This is a genomic window from Rhizobium sp. BG4, assembly GCF_016864575.1.
In the GTDB taxonomy this organism is placed as follows: domain Bacteria; phylum Pseudomonadota; class Alphaproteobacteria; order Rhizobiales; family Rhizobiaceae; genus Rhizobium.
The window spans coordinates 2,432,392-2,454,022 of sequence record NZ_CP044125.1; the positions used below are offsets into that span (position 1 = coordinate 2,432,392).

A 21,631-nucleotide genomic window follows, 5' to 3' on the forward strand; every position below is an offset into this window, starting at 1 on the left:
CGTGAGCTCTCCGGGGCTTTTGCTGACGCTCGTCTTGGAGAGCTCACGTGATGTGGACATTGCGTGCGGCCTCAGACCACCGGAAAACTCATGGTGAAACGCGCGCCGCCGCCGGGCGCGTCCCCGGCGCGCACTTCGCCACCGTGAAATTCGACGATCTCGCGGACAAGATGCAGGCCGAGACCGATGCCGGCGCGATCGGCGGACAGCCGCTGGAAGGGCTCGAAGATCCGCTCGCGATCGGCAGGCGCGATGCCCGGGCCATCGTCCGCTACCGAGATTTCCGCCGGAGCCGAGACGCGGATGCTGATGGCGCCGCGCCGCCCGCCATGGCGGATGGCATTCTGCACAAGGTTGGCGATGGCGCGCTCGATAGAGGACGGATCGGCCATGATCGTCTGCGGCTGCGACCGGATGTCGAAGTCCGCTTCGTATCCGGCTGCGACGATCAGCGGCGCGAGGTCTGCGACCTGGCGTCTGGCGAGCGCGGCAAGATCGACCGGTTTCAGCTGTGCCGGTTCGCTGTTCAACCTTTGCAGGTCGAGCAGCTGCTCGGTGAGGGTCGCGAGCCGGGCGAGGTCTTCGAGAAGCTTTTCGGTGGCGGCGCTCCGCTCCATCGTTTCGATCCGCGTCTGCAGGATGGCGATCGGCGTGCGCAGCTCATGGGCGGCCGAGAGCATGAAGCGCTTCTGCCGAGTGTAAGCCTGTTCCAGACGCGTCAGGGTCTCGTTCATGGCGGTGACCAGCGGCGCGATCTCCGCTGGAACTGCGTCGAGCGGCAGGCGGTAATCGCGCTGCTCCGCGGTAATCCGCCCGGCAGCGGCTGCCAGGGTTTCCAGGTCGCGCGGTATGCTGCGCATCACAAGCAGCGTCACGGCCATGGTGATCAATCCGGTCAGCAGGATCGCAGGAAAGACCGCGCTTGAGGCCAGGGCAGTCAGTGTCAGCAGCAGCCGACCGGGCGGCAGGATCCCCTGGCGTCCCAGGATCACCGTCAGCGGACCGTGAGGGGTGTCGAGGACCTGCATTCTGGCAGCAATGGAATCGGCTTTCCGTTCGTCGCCATTGAAACGCGCTTCCGCGATGTCGGCGCCCACGGCGGCGATCGTCCTGAACTCGTCAGGAACTGCGCCTTCGGACACGGTACTTCCCGTGGCGTTGCGGGCGATGAACCAGAAGCCGGGCGCCGTCCGCTCCTTCTCCAGCTCCGCCGTGCTCCGGATCGTGAGCTCGCCCTTCTCGGACCATCCGATCGACGAAGCGACATTGGCAATGGCGTCTTCATCCGGCGCAATGATGCCGATGAAGCCCATGCTCCAGAGGCCGAGAACAAAGGCCGTTCCCAGCGACAGGATGGTCAGGGCCTGTAGTGCGACGAGGCGCCGGATCAGCCGCCATTTCAGCGATGGGAAACGGCGGTTCATGGATGCGTCTGCCTGAGAAGGTGGCCGACGCCGCGGATCGTGTGGATATCGACACCGGCTTCGGCGGCTTCCAGCCGGCGGCGCAGGCGGGAGACATGCGTATCGAGCGCGTTCGACTGGATCTCGTCGTCGATGCCGTAGACGGCATTTTCGAGCACCGAGCGCTCGACGGTCCGACCGGCACGGCGCATCAGCGCTTCCAGCACTAGGAGCTCCCGGCGCGGCAGAACGAGCGGAATGCCGCGGACACTGGCCTCGCGGTTAAGGATATCGAATGTCAGCGCGCCGAGCTTCAGCGGTGCGGTTTCCAGCGTACCCGGCCGGCGAAGGACGGCGCGCAGCCGCGCCATCAGTTCGGCGGTCGCAAAGGGTTTGGCGAGATAGTCGTCGGCGCCCTTGTCCAGCCCCTCGATCCGGTCGGCCAGATCGCCGCGGGCCGTTAGCATGATTGCCGGCGTGCTGGCGTTGAGGGTGGCGCTGCGGCCCTGGCCGAGCAGTGACAGGCCGTCTCCATCCGGCAGGCTGCGATCGAGCAGCAAGGCATCGTAGCGGTTGGATTTCAGTGCTTCGGCAGCGTCGGCCAGTGTCGCGACATGATCGACGACGAGGTCGTGGCTCTGCAGCGCCGCCGACAAAACGGCGGCAAGCTCGGCTTCGTCTTCGGCTAGCAGCAACCGCATGGTAATCTCCCTGCAGCGGCTTGCCTGCCCAACATTGCGTGAACATGACGCGCGGCCCGCGATTTCGCGCATGTCAAACAAAAGCCCGTCCACGTCGCAAAAGAAACGTTGTGCCGCATTTGGATTTGCGATTTGTATTGCCACGAAGAAGAATGCCTGTCCCTGAAGGAGATGATGGCGGATGCGGAAATACTCGGTCTTTGCCGTTGCGAGAGAAGCCCTCCGAGCCCACAAGGGCTGGGAGAAGCAGTGGACCTCTCCGGAACCGCGCGCGGAATACGACGTCATCATCATCGGCGGCGGCGGCCATGGTCTCGGTGCTGCCTATTACCTTGCCAAGGAGCACGGCATCACCAATGTCGCGGTGCTCGAGAAGGGCTGGCTCGGCGGCGGCAATACCGGCCGCAACACGACCATCATCCGCTCGAACTATCTCTATGAAGAGAGCATGCACATCTATGAGCATTCGATGAAGCTCTGGGAGAACCTCTCCCAGGACCTCAACTACAATGTGATGTACTCGCCGCGCGGCGTGATGATGCTCTCGCATAATGTGCACGACCAGCAGTCCTTCAAGCGCCACATCCACGCGAACCGCCTCTACGGCATCGACAATGAATGGCTGACGCCGGAGCAGGCCAAGGCCTATTGCCCGCCGCTCGATATCTCGGCGACGGCGCGTTATCCGATCAATGGCGCCGCTCTGCAGCGCCGTGGCGGCACGGCTCGTCACGATGCGGTTGCCTGGGGCTATGCCCGCGCTGCCTCCGATCGCGGCGTCCACATCATCCAGAATTGCGAAGTCACCGGCATCCGCCGCGGACCGGATGGGCGCGTCACCGGTGTCGAGACCAATCGCGGCTATATCGGCGCGAAGAAGATCGGCGTTTCCGCTGCCGGTCACTCGACCGTCGTCATGAACATGGCCGATGTCCGCGTGCCGCTGCAGTCGAGCCCGCTTCAGGCGCTGGTTTCCGAGCCGCTGAAGCCGATCTTCCCCTGCGTCGTGATGTCGAACACGGTGCACGCCTATATTTCGCAGTCGGACAAGGGCGAGCTCGTCATCGGCGCCGGTACGGACCAGTATAATTCCTACTCGCAGACCGGCGGCCTGCAGATCATCACGCATACGCTTGATGCGATCTGTGAACTCTTCCCGATGTTCCGCCGCGTCAAGATGATGCGCCAGTGGGGCGGTATCGTCGACAACACGCCGGATCGTTCGGCGATCCAGTCGAAGACGCCGGTTCCGGGTCTTTATGTCAACTGCGGCTGGGGTACCGGCGGCTTCAAGGCGACGCCGGGTTCGGCGAACCTGTTTGCGCATCTCATCGCCCGCGACGAGCCGCACAAGTTCAATGCTGGGCTGACGCTGGATCGCTTCCGCACCGGCCGCCTGATCGACGAGGCAGCGGCTGCCGCCGTTGCGCACTGATGATTGCGGAGGTCCTCCTTTCGGCAGGACTTGTCATGGGGGCGATGCCCGCAAGCAATGTCGTGCCGGAAGCCCAGGATTTCCGGCTTCAGAAGATCGAAAGGGCAGGGGGCGAGAAGGACTGGCCCTTTGTTGCTGATAGCGGAATGCTCGCCTGCGCCTTCGTTTTCCACCAGCCGGCGATCTATTTCCTGCCGTCGGAGGGTGGTTCCAAAGACCGGGCCTACGTGATCGACACGGACTTATACGGAATGGCTTTCGCAAATATCGGAATAACGGATGTGCTGAAGCCCTATGACAATTTCGAGCAGCTGCTCAAACGGATCGGCCCCTATGTCGCGCTTGGCAGGCGGCTTTGCAATCAACCTCCCGGAACCATCGTGTCCGGATCGGAACTCTAAGACGGGTATCAAATGCTACTGATCTACTGCCCATATTGTCAGGAAGAGCGCTCCGAGCTCGAATTCCGCGGTGCCGGCGATGCACATATCGCCCGCCCCACCGATATCGCCTCGATCTCCGACGAGGCTTTCGAGGAATATTTCTTCCTGCGCGACAACCCGAAGGGCCTGATCTTCGAGCGCTGGCGCCACATGCATGGCTGCGGCCGCTTCTTCAATGCGGCGCGCGACACGATCAGCGACAAATTCATCAAGACGTACAAGGCAGGCGAGCCGAAGCCGGATATCGGCGCGGCCACCATCCCGCACGCCCCCGTCGAAACCCAAGCGACCGAGGGAGACGCGAAATGAGCGGCGCAAACCGTATTGCCGGCAAGGGCCGCCTGACGCCTGCCAAGACCGCCCGTTTCACCTTCGACGGCAAGAGCTATACCGCGCTTGAAGGCGATACCGTCGCCTCGGCGCTGATTGCCAACGGCATTCACCTCGTCGGCCGCTCGTTCAAGTATCACCGTCCGCGCGGCATCCTGTCGGCCGGTGCGGAAGAGCCGAATGCGCTGATCGACGTGGCCCGCGACAGCGCCCGCAAACAGCCGAACGTGCGCGCCACGGTTCAGGAAGTCTTCGACGGCATGATCGTCAAGTCGCAGAACCGCTTCCCGTCGCTCGCCTTCGACATCGGCGGCATCAACAATCTGATGTCGCCCTTCTTTGCGGCCGGCTTCTACTACAAGACCTTCATGTGGCCGAAGGCCGCGTGGAAGCACATCTACGAGCCGATGATCCGCCGTGCGGCTGGTCTCGGCGTTGCGCCAACCGAAGCCGATCCCGATCACTATGCCAGCCGCTATGCGCATTGCGACGTGCTGGTTGCCGGTGCCGGCGTTGCCGGTCTTTCGGCGGCTCTTGCAGCTGCGGAAGCCGGTGCCAGCGTCATCATCTGCGACGAGCAGCCCGATGTCGGTGGCGCGCTGCGCTACGACAGCGGCGTGAAGATCGACGGCGTCGACGGTTACACCTGGGCGCAGCAGACGGCCGCCAAGTTGCGCGCGATGGACAATGTCCAGGTGCTGACGCGCACGACTGCCTTCGGCTACTACAACCACAATTTCATCGCGCTTGCCGAGCGCGTGACCGACCATATGGCGAAGCCAGGCCGGGACCTGCCGCGCGAGCGTCTGTGGCAGGTGCGTGCCAAGCGCGTCATCCTCGCCAACGGCTCGATCGAGCGCCACATGGTGTTCGCCAACAACGACCGTCCGGGCATCATGCTGGCCTCCGCCGCCCGCATGTATCTCAACCAGTACGGCGTCGCCGTCGGCGCCAAGGTTGGCGTCTATACGGCGCATGACTCGGCATATGAAGCGGCCTTCGATCTGAAGCGCGCCGGTGTGGCGATTGCCGCGATCGTCGATTGCCGTCCGCAGCCGGGTGCCGCTGTTCTCGCCGAGGCACGTTCGCTCGGCATCGAAGTGCTGACCGGCCATGCCGTCATCGACACGGCAGGCAAGCTGCGCGTCTCCTCGATGAGTGTCGTGCGCAATGGCGGCGGTTCGCCGCACAAGATCGCCATCGATGCGCTGCTGGTTTCGGCCGGCTGGACGCCTTCGGTGCACCTGTTCTCGCAGTCGCGCGGCAAGGTGAAGTTCGAGGTGGAAACCGAACGTTTCCTGCCGGGCACCTATGCCCAGGAATGCCTCTCTGTCGGCGCCTGCAACGGTACCGACGACCTGCAGCAGACGATCGAGGAATCGCTCGCCGCTGGCGAGCTCATGGCTCAGGCATCGGGCAAGCAGGCGAGTGGCAAGATCAGCATCTCGGCCGAGCAGGCCTTCCAGTGGACGGGCGGGATGATCGGCGCTGCCGAAGGTGCCGGCCCCGATACGAGCGCCAAGGCTTTCATCGACTTCCAGCACGACGTCTGCGCCAAGGATATCCGCCTCGCGGTTCGCGAAGGCATGCATTCGATCGAGCACATCAAGCGCTTCACGACGAACGGCATGGCTTCTGACCAGGGCAAGCTTTCCAACATGCACGGCCTGGCGATCGCCGCCGAAATGCTCGGCAAGGACATCCCGCAGGTGGGTCTCACGACCTTCCGCGCACCGTACACGCCTGTTACCTACGGAACGCTGATTGCGCATTCGCGCGGCGAGCTGTTCGATCCGACGCGCAAGACGCCGCTCCACCAGTGGGAAGAGGCCCATGGCGCCGTGTTCGAGGACGTCGGCAACTGGAAGCGTGCCTGGTTCTACCCGCGTGCGGGCGAGACCATGCATCAGGCCGTTGCGCGTGAATGCAAGACGGCGCGTGACGTGGCTGGTGTCTTCGACGCCTCCACCCTCGGCAAGATCGAGGTGGTCGGTCCCGATGCGGCCCAGTTCATGAACCTGATGTACACCAACGCCTGGGACACGCTAAAGCCCGGCAAGTGCCGCTACGGCATCATGACGCGCGAAGACGGCTTCGTTTACGACGACGGCGTCGTCGGCCGCCTCAGCGAGGATCGCTTCCATGTGACGACGACAACAGGCGGTGCGCCGCGCGTTCTCAACCACATGGAAGATTACCTGCAGACCGAGTTCCCGCATCTGAACGTTTGGCTGACCTCGGTCACCGAACAATGGGCGGTTATCGCCGTGCAGGGTCCGAAAGCGCGCGAGATCATTGCTCCGCTCGTCGAAGGCGTCGATATTTCCAACGAAGCCTTCCCGCACATGAGCGTTGCCGAATGCAAGGTCATGGGTGTTCCGGCCCGTCTGTTCCGCGTCTCGTTCACCGGTGAAGCCGGTTTCGAAATCAACGTTCCTGCCGATTATGGCCAGGCCGTTCTCGAAGCCGTCTGGGCCAATGCCGAGCCGCTCGGTGCCTGCGCCTACGGCACCGAGACGATGCACGTGCTGCGCGCTGAGAAGGGCTACATCATCGTCGGTCAGGATACCGACGGTACGGTTACGCCTGACGATGCCGGCCTCTCCTGGGCTGTGTCCAAGAAGAAGACCGATTTCGTCGGTATCCGCGGCCTGAAGCGTATCGACCTGACGAAGGAAGGCCGCAAGCAGCTGGTCGGTCTCGTCACCAAGGACCCGAAGGTCGTTCTGGAAGAAGGCGCGCAAGTCGTCGCCAATCCGAACGAGCCGAAGCCGATGACCATGCTCGGCCACGTGACCTCGTCCTACTGGTCGGAAAATTGCGGCCGGTCGATCGCCTTCGCGCTTGTTGCCGGTGGCCGTGCGCGGATGGGCGAGACGCTCTATATCCCGATGCCCGACAAGACGATCGCGGTCGAGGTGACTGACATGGTGTTCTTTGACAAGGAAGGAGGCCGGATCAATGGCTGAGACCGCAACCCGTAGATCCGTTCTCGCCGGCCGTCAGGGCGGCTCCTGGGCCGTGCGCCTGACACCCGCGGCAAACGCCACCCGCGTTGCGCTGCGCGCGCCGCAGGCTTCGCTTTCGGCCCTGTCGTCGGCGCTCGGCGTCACCATCCCGAACGCGCCGAAGACCTCCGGCCGCGTCAATGGCCGCTCGGTTCTCTGGATCGGGCCGGATGAATGGCTGGTCATCGACGAGAATGGCGGCGACCTGATGGGCGCGCTTGCCGGTGCCGGCGTGCTGCATTCGGCAACCGACGTCTCGCACCGCAATGTCGGCATCATCGTTTCCGGCCCGGGCGCCGAACTGGCGCTTGCTTCCGGCTGCCCGCAGGACCTGTCGCTTGCGGCTTTCCCTGTCGGCGCCTGCTCGCGCACCATCTTCGGCAAGGCCGAGATCGTCATCTTCCGTACCGAGGACGATACGTTCCGCGTCGAGTGCTGGCGCTCCTTCGCCGACTTCGTCTTCGGCCTGCTCGCCGACGGCGCGGAAGACGCGGCGCATTAAGGCCCAGCTAGCACAAGATCATATCCAGATAGCCGGTTTCGGCTATCTGGCCGATTGCTGCGTCTCGCGTCACGAGTGGAATCCTTCTGGTCCGGGCGGTTGCCAGCAAGTAGCAATCGCCGGGATCGCGGTGTCCGGTCACAACGACCACATTTGCAGCTTCGATGGCGATGCGCTGGCCGATCGGAATGATCCTGGCGCCCGTCTCCCGGACGGCTGCGCGAAACCATTTCGTGACGGTGATATCGCCGATATGGGGAGCGTTCTTCTGCTTTCGGACGGCGAGCGATAGTTCCCAAGCAGTGATTGGGGAAACATAAAGTAGATTGGCTTGCTGGCTCTCGCCGATGGCGAGCAAGGCTTCGGGCGCGAGATCAACGGCTCCGCTCACGAGCCAATAGAGTGTGTGAGTGTCGAGCAGCACTCCCCGCAAGCGAAGTCCCTATTTTTGTTTTTTGTCGAGCGTTTGCGAGGCGATGGGTTTGGTGAGATCGACACCCTTGCGAAGATCGAGCGCCTGACCTTTGAGCGCGCCGACACCGCGGACAGTTACAAACTGTCCGGTTTTGCTGTCACGTACGGTGACGGTGGACTGCTTCAACACCTTGGTCATGAGCTCAACATAGTATGTTTCAAGCCCGAATGCGAGAGGGTGGCTTTCCGGAATTGTAACTCTAGATTGCCGGCCGATCCTTCGGATCAAACTGCGCGATGGTAATCCACGTCGCGGTCAGTGCCGGCTTCTTCTCGTTTTCGATTTCCACCGTCACTTCATAGGTCGTCATCATCATTGCTGCGCCGCGCAGGCGGGCGTCGGCGAGGGTGAAGCGGGCGCGGATGCGGGCGCCGCACTTGACCGGCGACATGAAGCGGATCTTGTCGAAGCCGTAGTTGATGCCCATCGTCTGTTCGCGGATCTTCGGCAGGGCGTCGAAATTCATGGCCGAGAGCAGCGAGAGCGTCAGAAAGCCGTGGGCGATTGTTCCGCCATAGGGGCTCTCGGCGGCGGCGCGTTCCGGATCGGTATGGATGAACTGGTGATCGTTGGTGGCGCCGGCGAAGGCGTCGATCATCGTCTGGTCGACCGTGATCCAGTCGGACACGCCGGTCTCGGTGCCGACGAGACCCATCACGTCGGCGAGTGCAATTTCCTTACCCATTCAGTCCTCGTCAAAACGGCCGCAGGCGTGAAGCCTTATCGCGCCTTTATGACGTTTGCGACAAGGATTCGCCGGGGATGGCCGGGAAGCCTAATTTTCCAGATAGAACATAGCGCTGCGGGCGGGAAGGGTTACCGCCGGGGCGACTTTTTTACCGCCCGAGCGGCTGAGCTCGCGCCATCCGGATCCGGCCGGCAGCGTGAAGGGAAGCGGATCGTTCGACCGGTTGAAGACGATGGCGAGCCGGACGATTTTGCGCGCGGTTCCGTCCCGGGTCGCGAGCATCATGCCGAAGGAGGCAAGGTTCGGTGTTTCCCATTCGCCCGTCGTCATCGGTTGTCCGGACGGAGAGAGCCAGGCGACATCGCCGTTGCCGGTGAAGAAGTTGCTTTCGGAGAAGACGGAGAAGCGCTTCCTGAGGCCGGAGACGAAGGCCGTGTGGGCGATCAGCTCGTCGTCCAGCGCCTTCCAGTCGACCCAGGTGATCTCGTTATCCTGACAATAGGCGTTGTTGTTGCCGCGCTGGGTGCGGCCGCCTTCGTCGCCTGCCGTCAGCATGATGCTGCCGCGGCTGGCGAAGAGCGTGGCAATCAGCGCCATCAGGTCGGCGCGGCGCCTGGCGTTGATATCGGGATATTTGGTCTCGCCTTCGACGCCGTTGTTCCACGAGTGGTTCTCGTTGTGGCCGTCGCGGTTGGCTTCGCCATTCGCCTCGTTGTGCTTGCCGTTATAGGAGACGAGGTCTTTCAGCGTGAAGCCGTCATGGGCGGCGAGGAAGTTGACGCTGCGGGTGGCCTGGCGGCCATCACGGCCGAAAATGTCGGAGGAGCCGGCGAGTGCCGTTGCGAGCGGCCCGGTCTTCCAGTCGTCGCCGCGCCAGTAGCAGCGGATGTCGTCGCGGACGCGATCGTTCCATTCCAGGAAGGGGGCGGGGAAATTGCCGAGCTGGTAGCCGCCGGGGCCGATATCCCAGGGCTCGGCGATCATGACCCGGTCGGCAAGGACCTCGTCGGCGAGGAGCGCGGTCAGCGTCTGGCCGCGGCCCTCGAAGCCGCTGGCGGTCCGGCCGAGGACCGGCGCCAGATCGAAGCGGAAGCCATCGATGCCGGCGCCGAGGACGAAATGCCTGAGGCTGTCGACGATCAGCTGGCGGACATAGGGATGGTCGCAGGCAACGGTGTTGCCGGTTCCGGTGTCGTTGACGAGTTCGCCGTTGCGGCCGGGCAGGTGGTGGTAGAAGGAGAGATTGTCCAGACCGCGCAGCGACAGCGTCGTGCCATAGCGGTCGCTCTCGCCGGTATGGTTGAAGACGAGGTCGAGGATGACGGCGATGCCTTCGGCATGCAGCTTGGCGACCGTATCCCTGAGTTCGGCCATGCCGCCAGGGCAGAGGCGCGGATCGAGCGCCATGAAGGCGACAGGGTTATAGCCCCAGCCATTGGTGAGATTGAGCGGCGGCAGATGGCGCTCGTCGATCCAGGCGGTGATCGGCATCAGCTCGATCGCATCGACGCCGATCCGCTTCAGGTGGGTGATGATCGAGGGATGGGCCAGCGCCGCCACCGTGCCGCGCTGCTTTTCGGGCACATCAGGATGCAGGATCGTGAAGGGTTTGACGGCCACTTCGTAGATGAAGCCGCCGGGGTGGAAGAGCGGCTTGCCGGGTTTGGCCTTCTGGTCGCGGGTGACGATCGCTTTCGGCATCAGATCCTGGGTGTCTTCGCCCAAGATGCCCAGGCGCGGATCGTGCTTGAAAGGCCTGTCGATCTCTTTGGCATAGGGGTCGACGAGGAGTTTCGAGGGGTCGAACCAGAGGCCGTTGTCAGGCGAATAGATGCCATCGGCTCGTAGGCCGTAGCGGGCGCCTTCCTTCAGATTGTCGACGAAGAGGCGATGGAAGTGGCCGTCCTCGCGCGCCATAGGCAGGCGCGCGACTTCCTTGTTGCCGCTCTTGTCGAAAAGGCAGAGCTGGATCTCTGCGGCGTGGTGCGACCAGACTGTGAACTCGACGCCGGTTTCGAAAAGAACGGCGCCGCCTTGTGCCCTGTTGTCTGCCCGCATGTGCCCCCGGTCAGGTGATGACGGAAGGTGCGTCCCGGCCCGTGCGCTTGCGGATGTCGGCGATGGCCTCCGCGGCGGCGATCAGGTCGGCCAGCGCCTCCTGCGTTTCGATATTGTGCCGGCTCGAATCCGGCTCGTAACGCTCGATATAGACGCGCAGGGTTGCGCCAGACGTGCCAGTGCCGGAGAGACGGAAGACGACGCGGGAGCCGCCCTTGAAGAGGATGCGGATGCCCTGATGCTCGCTGACCGACTTGTCGACCGGATCGTGATAGGCAAAATCGTCTGCCTTCTCGACTGTCAGGCTGCCGAAGCTCTTGCCCGGCAGGGTCGGAAGCTGGGTGCGCAGATTGTCGATCAGGCCGTTTGCGGCATCGGTATCCACGCCTTCGTAGTCGTGGCGCGAATAGTAGTTGCGGCCGTAGGTCTGCCAATGCTGGGTGACGACGTCCTGGACGCTTTCGCCACGGACGGCGAGGATGTTCAGCCACAGCAGCACGGCCCAGAGGCCGTCCTTCTCGCGGACGTGGTTCGAACCGGTGCCCGCACTTTCCTCACCGCAGATCGTCGCCATGCCGGCGTCGAGCAGGTTGCCGAAGAACTTCCAGCCGGTCGGGGTCTCGTAGATGCCGATGCCGCGCTTTTCGGCGACGCGGTCGGCGGCGCCCGAGGTCGGCATGGAGCGGGCGATACCGGCGAGGCCGCCGGAATAGCCGGGCGCCAGGTTGGCGTTGGCGGCAAGGATCGCGAGGCTGTCGGACGGGGTGACGAAGATGCCGCGGCCGACGATCAGGTTGCGGTCGCCGTCGCCGTCGGAGGCTGCGCCGAAATCAGGGGCGTCGTCGCCCATCATCTCGTCGTAGAGTTCCTTGCAGTGAACCGGGTTCGGGTCCGGATGGTGGCCGCCGAAATCGGGCAGCGGCATGAAATTGCGCACGGAACCGAGCGGCGCGCCGAGGCGGTTTTCGAAGATTTCCTTGGCATAGGGGCCGGTGACGGCGCTCATCGCATCGAAGGCGATGCGGAAGCCGAGGCTGATCAGGTTGCGGATGGCGCCGAAATCGAACAGCTCTTCCATCATCGCGGCGTAGTCTTCGACCGAGTCGATGACCGAGAGGATCATGCCGCCCGGAAGCTCTTCCTTGCCGATGCGGTCGATATTGACGTCGGAGAAGTCGGCGATCTTGTAGCTGTCGATTACCTTGGTGCGCGCATAGATCGCGTCGGTGATCTTTTCAGGGGCCGGGCCGCCATTGCTGACATTGTACTTGATGCCGAAATCTTCGGTCGGGCCGCCGGGATTGTGGCTGGCAGACAGGATGATGCCGCCGAAGGCCTTGTACTTGCGGATGATATGCGATGCGGCAGGCGTCGAGAGAATGCCGCCCTTGCCGACGATGACCTTGCCGAAGCCGTTTGCGGCGGCGAGCTTGATCGCCTTCTGGATGACTTCGCGGTTGTAGTAGCGTCCGTCACCACCGATGACGAGGCTCTTGCCCTGGTAGCCTTCCAGCGAATCAAAGATCGACTGGATGAAGTTCTCAGCATAGTTCGGCTGCTGGAAGACCGGGACCTTCTTGCGGAGACCCGAGGTGCCGGGTTTCTGATCCTGGTAGGGCGTGGTGGATACGGACTTGTTCATTTTCTGTCACTTGCCTTTCGGGGCGAGGCTTGAATACAGGGCAGCGTAGCGTTCGGCGCTCTTCTCCCACGAGACATCCGATTTCATGCCCTGCTTTTGCAGTTGGGTCCAGACTTTTTGATCCGCATAGAGTGTCATCGCGCGGCGGATGGCCTGTAGCATACCCTCAGCCGTGACGGGAGAAAACTGTATTCCTGTCGCAACTTTAGCCGCAAGCGCGGCATGGTTAGCATCGATTACCGTGTCGTTGAGGCCACCGGTGCGGGCGACGATCGGCACGCAGCCGTAGCGCAGGCCATAGAGCTGCGTCAGGCCGCAAGGCTCGAATCGCGAGGGGATGATGATCGCGTCGCAGCCGGCCTGCATCAGGTGGGACATCGGCTCGTTATAGCCGATCGAGATGCCGATGCGGCCGGGGTGACGCGCGGCAGCGGCGAGCAGCGAGCCTTCGAGCGCCGGATCGCCGGAGCCGAGAATGGCGAGCTTGCCGCCGAGCGCGACGATCTGGTCGGCCGTCGCGGCGATCAGGTCCATACCCTTCTGCCAGGTCAGGCGGCTGATGATGCAGAAGATCGGTGCGTCGTCGTCGTGCAGGCGGAAGAATTCGGAGATCGACTTGCGATTCTCGGCGCGGTTCTTCAGCGTCGCCGGGCCGTAATGGGTGTGGACGACTGGGTCGGTCGCCGGGTTCCAGATATCGGCGTCGATACCGTTGACGATGCCGTGCAGCGCGTCGCGGCGGCTGGCAATGACGCCCTCGAGACCCATGCCGAATTCCGGCGTCAGGATTTCGTCCGCATAGGACGGACTGACCGTGGTGATCGCCCAGGAAGTCTGCAGGCCGCCCTTGAGATAGCCGATATGGCCGTAATATTCGATGCTCTCGGTGGAGAAGGCATGCGGCGGCAGGCGAAGACCGGGGAAGATCTCGGCGCCGAACTGGCCCTGGAAGGCGATGTTGTGGACGGTGAGAACGCTCGGCAGTTCCGGCGTCGGGTAGTAGCGCATGTAGACGGGCGTGAGTGCTGCCTGCCAGTCATGGGCATGGACGAGATCCGGGCGCCAGTCGGGCATCAGGCCGGCAGCGATCTCGGCGCCTGCCAGAGACAGGGCGGCAAAGCGCCGCCAGTTGTCGGGATAGTCCTTGCCGGTCTGGTCCAGATAGGGACCGCCCGGGCGATCGTAATAGGCGGGGGCATCGAGCACGAGGATATCGAGACCCTCGTGCTGCACTTCCAGAACCGTCGCAGGCTCTCCCAGGAGATCATCGAACTGAAGGCGGACGACCGGATTGCGAATGGCCCGCATGACGGCCGGATAGCCGGGCATGAGGGTCTTCGTCTCGATACCGAACCGCTTGAGAGCGATGGGCAGGGCGCCCGCCACATCGGCGAGCCCCCCTGTTTTGATCAAAGGGAAGACTTCGGACGAAACCGAAAGAACTTTCATATGTTAAAGATCCAGCTTATCGATCATGGGCTGCGTGATCAGGCAAATGCCGCTCTCCGTGCGCCGGAAGCGCTTGGCATCCAATATGGGATCCTCACCGACGATGAGGCCTTCCGGAATGACGACACCATGATCGATCACGACGTTCTTCAGCTGGGCGCGGCGGCCGATCTTGACACTCGGCAGAACGACCGCGCCTTCGAGTTTCGAATATGAATTAGCGCGAACGCCGGTGAAGAGAAGGCTCTTGTTGAGGCTGGCGCCGGAAATGATGCAATCGCCGGCGACGACCGAGGACGTTGCCGAGCCGCGGCGGTTCTCGTCGTCGTGGACGAATTTCGCCGGAGGGGTGATCTCGGCATAGGTCCAGATCGGCCAGGACTTGTCGTAGATATCGAGATCGGGAACGATAGCCGTCAGGTCGATATTGGCCTGCCAGTAGGCTTCGATCGTGCCGACGTCACGCCAGTAGGGCTCGTTCTCGAAATCGGAACGGACGCAGGACTGGGCGAAGCGGTGGGCGACGGCCTTACCGTTCTTGACGATATAGGGGATGATGTCCTTGCCGAAGTCCTTGCTGGAATTCGGATCGGCGGCATCACGCCGCAAGGCATCGATCAGGAACTTCGTGTGGAAGACATAGATGCCCATCGAAGCGAAGGAGCTTTCCGGCTTGCCGGGGATCGATGGCGGATCGGCGGGCTTCTCGACGAAGTCGATGATCCGGTCGGTCTCGTCGACATGGACGACGCCGAAGCCGGTTGCTTCCATGCGCGGCACTTCCAGGCAGCCGATAGTGACGTCGGCGCCGGAATCGACATGCTGCTGCAGCATGTATTCGTAGTCCATCTTGTAGACGTGGTCGCCGGCCAGGATGACCATGTATTCGACGCCATAGTCCTGGATGATGTCGATGTTCTGATAGACCGCGTCGGCGGTGCCTTCATACCACTGCGTTTCGGAAACGCGCTGGGAGGCCGGCAGGATGTCGAAGCTTTCGTTACGTTCCGGGCGGAAGAAGTTCCAGCCGCGCTGCATGTGGCGGATCAGCGAGTGTGCCTTGTACTGGGTGGCAACGCCGATGCGGCGGATACCGGAATTCAGCGCATTGGACAGCGCGAAGTCGATGATGCGCGCCTTGCCGCCGAAATAGACCGCGGGCTTGGCTCGACGGTCGGTGAGTTCTTTCAGGCGGCTTCCTCTACCGCCGGCCAGAACGTAAGCCATTGCATCGCGGGCAAGTGGCTGAATGCGCTTCTCTACCATAGTCTACTCCTCCCACCAGTCTTCAAGTCTCAGGTTCAAGCATGATCGTCGCCAGCGGCGGCAAGGTGATCGTGGCGGCGATGGTCCCACCGGCATTGACGGCTTGCACGCGCCCGCCATTGCCCTTGCCGCTGCCGCCATAGATATCGGCATCGGTATTGAGGATTTCGCGCCAGCGCCCCTCGAAAGGCAGGCGGATTGAGTAGTTCTCGCGGTAAACAGGGGTGAAATTGGTGATGACGGCTACCGGCTTCTGATCCGGCGCCTTGCGCAGCCAAGCGAAGACCGAGTTCTCGTGATCGTCGGCGATCAGCCATTCGAAGCCTTCGCCCTCGCAGTCGCGGGCGTGCAGTGCAGGCTTGGAGCGGTAGGTGAGGTTGAGATCGCGCACCAAGCGGCGCATGCCTTCATGCATGCGGTATTGCAGCAGGTTCCAGTCGAGTGAGGTGGCCTCGCTCCATTCGCTCCACTGGGCGAATTCCTGGCCCATGAACAGCAGCTTCTTGCCGGGATAGCCCCACATGTATGCGTAGTAGGCGCGCAGGTTTGCGAATTTCTGCCAGTCGTCGCCCGGCATCTTGGCGATCAGCGAGCCCTTGCCGTGGACAACTTCGTCATGCGACAGCGGCAGGACGAAGTTTTCCGAATAGGCATAGAGCAGGCCGAAGGTGAGCTCGTTGTGATGGTGGCGGCGATGAATGGGATCGCGCTTCATGTAGCTCAGCGTGTCGTGCATGAAGCCCATGTTCCACTTGAAGCCGAAGCCGAGGCCGCCTTCATGCACGGGTTGCGAGACCTTCGGCCATGACGTCGATTCCTCGGCAATGGTCATGACGCCGGGGTGTTCCCCGTAGATGCGCATGTTCATGTCCTGCAGGAAGCGCACGGCCTCAAGGTTTTCGTTGCCGCCGTATTCGTTCGGGATCCATTCGCCGTGTTTGCGCGAATAGTCGAGATAGAGCATCGAGGCGACGGCATCGACGCGCAGGCCGTCGAGATGGAATTTCTCGGCCCAGTAGAGCGCGTTGTTGACGAGATAGGAGAGGACTTCGGTGCGGCCGAAATTGTAGATCGCCGTGTTCCAGTCCGGATGGAAGCCCTTGCGGGGATCCTCATGCTCGTAGAGCGCCGTGCCGTCGAACCAGCCGAGGCCGTGCTCGTCGGTCGGGAAATGCGCCGGCACCCAGTCGAGGATGACGCCGATGCCGACCTTGTGGCAGCCATTGACGAAGCGCGCAAACCCCTCCGGCTCGCCGAAGCGGGCGCTCGGCGAATAGAGGCCGGTCGTCTGGTAGCCCCAGGAGGGATCGTAGGGATGCTCGGTGATCGGCAGGAATTCGATATGGGTGAAACCCATGTCCGTCACATAGGGGATCAGCGTATTGGCAAGCTCGTCCCAGGACAGGAACGTTCCGTCCTGGCGGCGCTGCCATGAACCGGCATGAACCTCGTAGATCGAGATCGGCTGGCGGCGCTGGTCGGCCTCGCGCCAATGCTTGAGATGGGCGGCATCCTCCCATTCCTGCAGAAGTTCCGGCGCGGTGACCGAGGCGGTCTTCGGGCGCAGCTCGCTGCGGCGGGCGAAGGGGTCGGCCTTCAGCGGCAAGAGCACGCCGTCGTTGCCGCGGATCTCGAACTTGTAGGGCACGCCGGTCGGCACATCAGGGGCGAAGATCTCCCAGATGCCGGCGCCGGAGCGGAAGCGCATGACGTGGCGGCGGCCATCCCAATTGTTGAAATCGCCGACGACGGAGACGCGCTGGGCATTCGGCGCCCAGACGGCGAAGTGGATACCCTGCGCGCCTTCATGCTTGATCCAGTGGGCGCCCATCTTGTCGAAAAGGCGCAGATGCGAGCCTTCACGAACGTAATAGTCGTCCATCGGGCCGAGAACCGGGCCGAAGCTGTAAGGGTCGGTGACGGCCCATTCCGCATCGCCTTTGCGGGCGCGATAGCGCACCGGCTGCTGCTTGGTGAGTTTCACCGGTCCGGCAAAGAAGCCATCCGGGTGAAGCTGTGTCAGTTCGCCGATGACAGTGCCATCGAGCGACATGGCGGTGACTTCTTCCGCACCCGGAATGAAGCAGCGGGCGGCATAGCTGTCACCCGCCTGATGCACGCCGAGCGCGGCAAAAGGATTTGCATGCGAGCCAGCGAGAATCGCCGCGATTTCGTCTGCCGAAATTTCCCAGGGACGCTTTACCTCAGGGGTGGCTTTCGGCGTTTTCATCCGGCTCTCCAGATCTCGTCGGCATATTGCCGGATCGTGCGGTCGGAGGAGAACCAGCCCATCCGTGCCGTGTTGTTGATCGTCTTGGTGTACCAGGACGACTGGTTGTTCCAGATCTGGTCGACCTCGCGCTGGGCCGCGGCGTAGGCGTCGAAATCGGCGGCGACCATGAACCAGTCGTGCGAATAGATGCCGTCGATCAGCTGGGTGTAGCGGTTGCGATCATCCGGCGAGAAGACGCCGCCGGCGATCGAGGCGAGCGCCTGAGACAGCTCGCGCGATCTCTCGATGATTTCGCGCGGATTGTGACCGTCGCTGCGCACCTTCGCCACTTCATCGGCCTGCAGGCCGAAGATGACGATGTTGTCGTCGCCGACATTGTCGCGCATTTCGACATTGGCGCCATCGAGCGTTCCGATCGTCAGCGCGCCGTTCAGCGCGAACTTCATGTTGCCGGTGCCGGAGGCTTCCATGCCGGCCGTCGAGATCTGCTCGGAAAGGTCGGCGGCGGGAACCATGACTTCGGCCAGCGAGACGTTGTAGTTCGGCACGAAGACGACCTTCAGGAGGCCACGGACGGCCGGGTCGTTGTTGACCGTGCGGGCCACATCGTTGATCAGTTTGATGATCAGCTTGGCATTGTGATAGCTCGGCGCCGCCTTGCCGGCGAAGAGTTTTACGCGCGGCGTCCAGTCCATTTCCGGATGCGAGCGGATCTGGTCGTAGAGCGCCACGGCTTCGATGACGTTGAGCAGCTGGCGCTTGTATTCGTGGATGCGCTTGATCTGGATGTCGAACATCGCCGACGGATCGAGCTTCACGCCCATACGGCTGGCAACGAGATTGGAGAGCGCCACCTTGTTGGCGCGCTTCACGGCGGCGAACTTCTGCTGGAAAGCCGGATCACTCGCGAATCTCTCGAGCGGCTTCAGCTTCTCGGCATCGTCCATGAACTCGTCGCCGATCGCTTCGCGGATCAGACCTGTCAGCCCCGGATTGCACTGCTGCAGCCAGCGGCGCGGCGTGATGCCGTTGGTCTTGTTGTTGATGCGGTCAGGATAGAGCTTGTGCAGGTCGGCAAAGACCGTGACCTTCATCAGGTCGGTATGCAGCGCCGAGACGCCGTTGATCGAATGCGAGCCGACGAAGGCGAGGTTGCCCATGCGCACGCGGCGATCGCCGCTTTCGTCGATCAGCGAGATCGAGCGGATTTCGGTGTCGGAGAAGTTTTTCTCGCGGCGCGCCTCGACCAGAACCTTGGCATTGATCGCATAGATCAGCTGCATGTGGCGCGGCAGCAGGCGCTCGAACAGCGGGATCGGCCAGGTTTCCAGCGCTTCCGGCAGCAGCGTGTGGTTGGTGTAGGAGATCGTGCGGCGGACGATATCGAAGGCGGTTTCGAAATCGAGGCCGTGCACGTCGCAGAGCAGGCGAGTGAGCTCGGCGACCGAGACCGCCGGGTGCGTGTCGTTCAGCTGGATCGCCACCTTGTCGGGCAGCGAGGTGAAATCCTCATATTGCTGCAGGTGGCGGCGCAGGATGTCCTGCAGCGAAGCCGATGAGAAGAAGAACTCCTGGCGCAGGCGCAGTTCCTGGCCGGCGGGCGTTGCGTCTGCCGGGTAGAGAACGCGGGTCAGGCTTTCTGCCTTGTTGCTCTCACGCAGCGCGCCGATGTGGTCGCCGGCATTGAAGGCGTCGAGCAGGATCGGGTCGATCGGCTGGGCCGACCAGAGACGGAGCGTATTGACGCGCTTGCCGCGCCAGCCGACCACCGGCGTGTCGAAGGCGGCGGCGATGACGCGCTCGGCGGGCTTCCAGACATAACGCGGTTCGCCATCGTGATCGCCGACCACTTCGACGGCGCCACCGAAGCCGATTTCATAGGCGCTTTCACGGCGCTCGAATTCCCAGGGATTGCCGTGGGCGAGCCAGCTTTCCGGCAGCTCGACCTGCCAGCCGTCGGCCAGCTGCTGGCGGAACAGGCCGTGGACATAGCGGATGCCGTAGCCATAAGCGGGGACATCGACGGTCGCCATCGATTCCATGAAACAGGCGGCGAGACGGCCGAGGCCGCCGTTGCCGAGCGCGGCATCCGGCTCAAGGCCGGCAATGACGTTGATATCGACGCCGAGAGAGGTCAGCGCATCGCGCACCTCTTCCATCAGGCCGAGATTGGAGACGGCATCGCGCATCAGGCGGCCGATGAGGAACTCGAGGGATAGATAGTAAACGCGCTTGTCGCCCGTGGCGTAAACCTTGCGCGTGGAGTCCATCCATTTGTCGATGATGCGGTCGCGGACCACGAGGATCGTGGCGGTCAGCCAGTCATGCGGCTTGGCGACTTTGGCATCCTTGCCGATGCGGTATGTGAGGCGCTCAATGATTTCTTCTGCAAGAATTTCAGGCCGGGAGCTGCGAGGAGCGGGGGAGGGGATGGTCGGCTTGGAAGCTGTGTTCATCGTCAGGTCTCGCCAATTTTGATTGGATTTCAGTATGTTATGCCTGAGGTAATCGCTTTGTCACACACACGAATACTGTCAGTTTATGCACCGTTACCAAGCACTTGCAACAGCCGATTTAACCAAAGCAAAAATTTGCGAAACCTTCACATTCCCCTCTGCCCCGGGACTTGATTTCAATCGATTTTCCCGATTTGATACAGAGGATTAGCAGACAACGAAAAGCCGCCCCGGTTTGTTCCGGAGCGGCTTTTGTTTTGGGAGGATTTGGGCGGGTTAGTTGGTGAGAAGAGTTTTGTCTTTGCCAGTGTCTTCGCCGATTTTCTGGAAGGCATCGAGAAGATCCTTCATGCTCTCCGCCTTGAAGTAAAACCCTGTTCCGCTTGAGCATGCTTCCAAGAGTTTTTGACCTGCGTCAGGCGCCATGAATGCGATCGAGTAAATCTTGATGCCGTCGGTCTTTGCACTGGTGCATGTCTTCAAGGTCGAGGTATCCGATGAGGAGGCGTTGTTCTCGCCGTCTGTCATGAAAACGATGTACTTCGTCAGGCTGGTATTTCCTGCAGCCTTCTGAATTTCGGTTTCCGACTGCGAATTCGTGGTTATCAGATCCTCATAGGCCTTTTTCATTGGCGCGGCGGACTCTGTGTTGCCACCTGCCGACATCGTGTTGATCACCTGTGTTCGGGTTTTGGCCGTCCCCCAAGAAAAGGCGTTGGAGTCCTGGATAGTGCCGCTCCAGGCTATCGCATTTGTTCTAACAAACTTGGCCTTGGGATCTGCTTCGTCCAGTTCGTCAAGCAGCAAGTTGGACGCGCTCTTCAAGGCGTCAATTTTCTTCACATAGCAAGGGCTGATATTACCGATCGACCTGCCGCTGGTGTTGTACTGTTGGCAAGATGTGGTCGGGACGATTTTTGTTCCGGTATTCGCGAGCATCGAGCCCGATTCATCCAGTACCAGCGTCATGGAGACTGCGCTGCGAAATTGATTGACACCGCTCGTCGTCGTGCTTCCTGCCGCAACGTTGAAAGTACTGTAGCCGAAGACCTTCGACAGCGGCGTCGTCGTCAGCGCGTAGTTGCTGGTGACATTGATTTTGTAACTCGTGCCATTTGATGTCACCGTTGTCTGAACATCCACAACGAGTGATTGTTTGATCGCTGCGACGGTTGCCTGATCGACAAAGTTAGACATTTGTCCGGCGACAAAATCCTTCGCCAGGGCCTTCGCCTCGTCGGCATTGGCCACTTTGCCATTTTTGAGTGCTGTCGCTGCCGCGAGCGCCGCAGAATCGGAGGCTTCTTGCAGTTGCCTTTGCGAAACGACGATATTCGAGACATCGATGGCGAGACTAGCGGCTCCAACGAGAACCGGAACGAGGATCGCGGTCACCATGCCAAAATTACCGGAGCGATCGCGAAGCAGGGCGGATGCCTCGGAGAGCAAAGTCGAAATGGGAGACATCATGTCACCTGCAATGGGGTTGGGTTAACATGACGGTTTACAGCCCGATTGTTACCGTACTCCTTAAGGTAAAAC

17 protein-coding genes are annotated in these 21,631 nt (G+C 62.0%); 5 read left to right on the top strand and 12 right to left on the bottom strand.

Annotation, left to right across the window (positions count from 1 at the left end):
• Positions 1–71: 71 nt before the first annotated feature.
• Positions 72–1,424, bottom strand: a complete 1,353-nt coding sequence (locus F2982_RS12410; RefSeq protein WP_203428003.1) for a HAMP domain-containing sensor histidine kinase — start codon at positions 1,422–1,424, stop codon at positions 72–74.
• A complete protein-coding gene (locus tag F2982_RS12415) occupies positions 1,421–2,104 on the bottom strand; it encodes a response regulator transcription factor (RefSeq protein ID WP_112719721.1) in 684 nt (227 codons plus the stop codon). The genes F2982_RS12410 and F2982_RS12415 overlap by 4 nt, the downstream gene beginning before the upstream one ends.
• A 181-nt stretch (positions 2,105–2,285) precedes the next feature.
• Between F2982_RS12415 and F2982_RS12420 the strand changes: the two genes are divergently transcribed.
• From F2982_RS12420 to F2982_RS12440, 5 genes are read left to right on the top strand one after another with little or no spacing between them, the layout of a single operon-like run.
• Positions 2,286–3,539 (top strand): sarcosine oxidase subunit beta family protein, encoded by a 1,254-nt coding sequence (locus tag F2982_RS12420; RefSeq protein ID WP_112719720.1) that lies wholly within the window; start codon positions 2,286–2,288, stop codon positions 3,537–3,539.
• The gene (locus tag F2982_RS12425; protein WP_203428004.1) at positions 3,539–3,940 is read left to right on the top strand and encodes a hypothetical protein; all 402 of its coding nucleotides are present in this window, start codon (positions 3,539–3,541) and stop codon (positions 3,938–3,940) included. Before F2982_RS12420 ends, F2982_RS12425 begins: the two co-directional genes overlap by 1 nt.
• A 12-nt stretch (positions 3,941–3,952) precedes the next feature.
• Positions 3,953–4,291 carry a sarcosine oxidase subunit delta gene (locus F2982_RS12430; protein WP_130282178.1) on the top strand — a complete coding sequence of 113 codons (339 nt, stop codon included), beginning with the start codon at positions 3,953–3,955 and terminating at the stop codon, positions 4,289–4,291.
• A complete protein-coding gene (locus tag F2982_RS12435; RefSeq protein ID WP_203428005.1) occupies positions 4,288–7,281 on the top strand; it encodes a sarcosine oxidase subunit alpha in 2,994 nt (997 codons plus the stop codon). The genes F2982_RS12430 and F2982_RS12435 overlap by 4 nt, the downstream gene beginning before the upstream one ends.
• Positions 7,274–7,822, top strand: a complete 549-nt coding sequence (locus F2982_RS12440) for a sarcosine oxidase subunit gamma (RefSeq protein ID WP_203428006.1) — start codon at positions 7,274–7,276, stop codon at positions 7,820–7,822. Before F2982_RS12435 ends, F2982_RS12440 begins: the two co-directional genes overlap by 8 nt.
• A 7-nt stretch (positions 7,823–7,829) precedes the next feature.
• Here F2982_RS12440 and F2982_RS12445 read toward each other — a convergent pair whose 3' ends face one another.
• The 10 genes from F2982_RS12445 to F2982_RS12490 form a co-directional block, all read right to left on the bottom strand.
• A complete protein-coding gene (locus tag F2982_RS12445; RefSeq protein ID WP_203428007.1) occupies positions 7,830–8,246 on the bottom strand; it encodes a type II toxin-antitoxin system VapC family toxin in 417 nt (138 codons plus the stop codon).
• A gap of 18 nt (positions 8,247–8,264) precedes the next feature.
• Positions 8,265–8,435, bottom strand: coding sequence for a hypothetical protein (locus tag F2982_RS12450; RefSeq protein WP_203428008.1), 171 nt, complete (start codon positions 8,433–8,435; stop codon positions 8,265–8,267).
• 61 nt (positions 8,436–8,496) lie between these two features.
• Entirely contained in the window at positions 8,497–8,982 is a 486-nt protein-coding gene (locus tag F2982_RS12455; protein WP_203428009.1) for a MaoC family dehydratase, read from the bottom strand.
• A gap of 90 nt (positions 8,983–9,072) precedes the next feature.
• Positions 9,073–11,043, bottom strand: coding sequence for a glycogen debranching protein GlgX (glgX, locus tag F2982_RS12460; protein ID WP_203428010.1), 1,971 nt, complete (start codon positions 11,041–11,043; stop codon positions 9,073–9,075).
• A gap of 10 nt (positions 11,044–11,053) precedes the next feature.
• Positions 11,054–12,685, bottom strand: coding sequence for an alpha-D-glucose phosphate-specific phosphoglucomutase (locus F2982_RS12465; protein ID WP_203428011.1), 1,632 nt, complete (start codon positions 12,683–12,685; stop codon positions 11,054–11,056).
• A gap of 6 nt (positions 12,686–12,691) precedes the next feature.
• Positions 12,692–14,134: a glycogen synthase GlgA gene (gene glgA / locus F2982_RS12470; RefSeq protein ID WP_112719712.1), complete on the bottom strand. Its 1,443-nt coding sequence runs from the start codon at positions 14,132–14,134 to the stop codon at positions 12,692–12,694.
• Between the two features lie 3 nt (positions 14,135–14,137).
• Positions 14,138–15,400, bottom strand: coding sequence for a glucose-1-phosphate adenylyltransferase (gene glgC, locus F2982_RS12475; RefSeq protein WP_130282166.1), 1,263 nt, complete (start codon positions 15,398–15,400; stop codon positions 14,138–14,140).
• A 22-nt stretch (positions 15,401–15,422) separates the two neighbouring features.
• A complete protein-coding gene (gene glgB / locus F2982_RS12480; RefSeq protein ID WP_203428012.1) occupies positions 15,423–17,630 on the bottom strand; it encodes a 1,4-alpha-glucan branching protein GlgB in 2,208 nt (735 codons plus the stop codon).
• Positions 17,627–20,089 carry a glycogen/starch/alpha-glucan phosphorylase gene (locus tag F2982_RS12485; RefSeq protein WP_203428013.1) on the bottom strand — a complete coding sequence of 821 codons (2,463 nt, stop codon included), beginning with the start codon at positions 20,087–20,089 and terminating at the stop codon, positions 17,627–17,629. Before F2982_RS12485 ends, glgB begins: the two co-directional genes overlap by 4 nt.
• Before the next feature lie 276 nt (positions 20,090–20,365).
• A complete protein-coding gene (locus tag F2982_RS12490; RefSeq protein WP_246777435.1) occupies positions 20,366–21,559 on the bottom strand; it encodes a VWA domain-containing protein in 1,194 nt (397 codons plus the stop codon).
• Between the last annotated feature and the right edge of the window lie 72 nt (positions 21,560–21,631).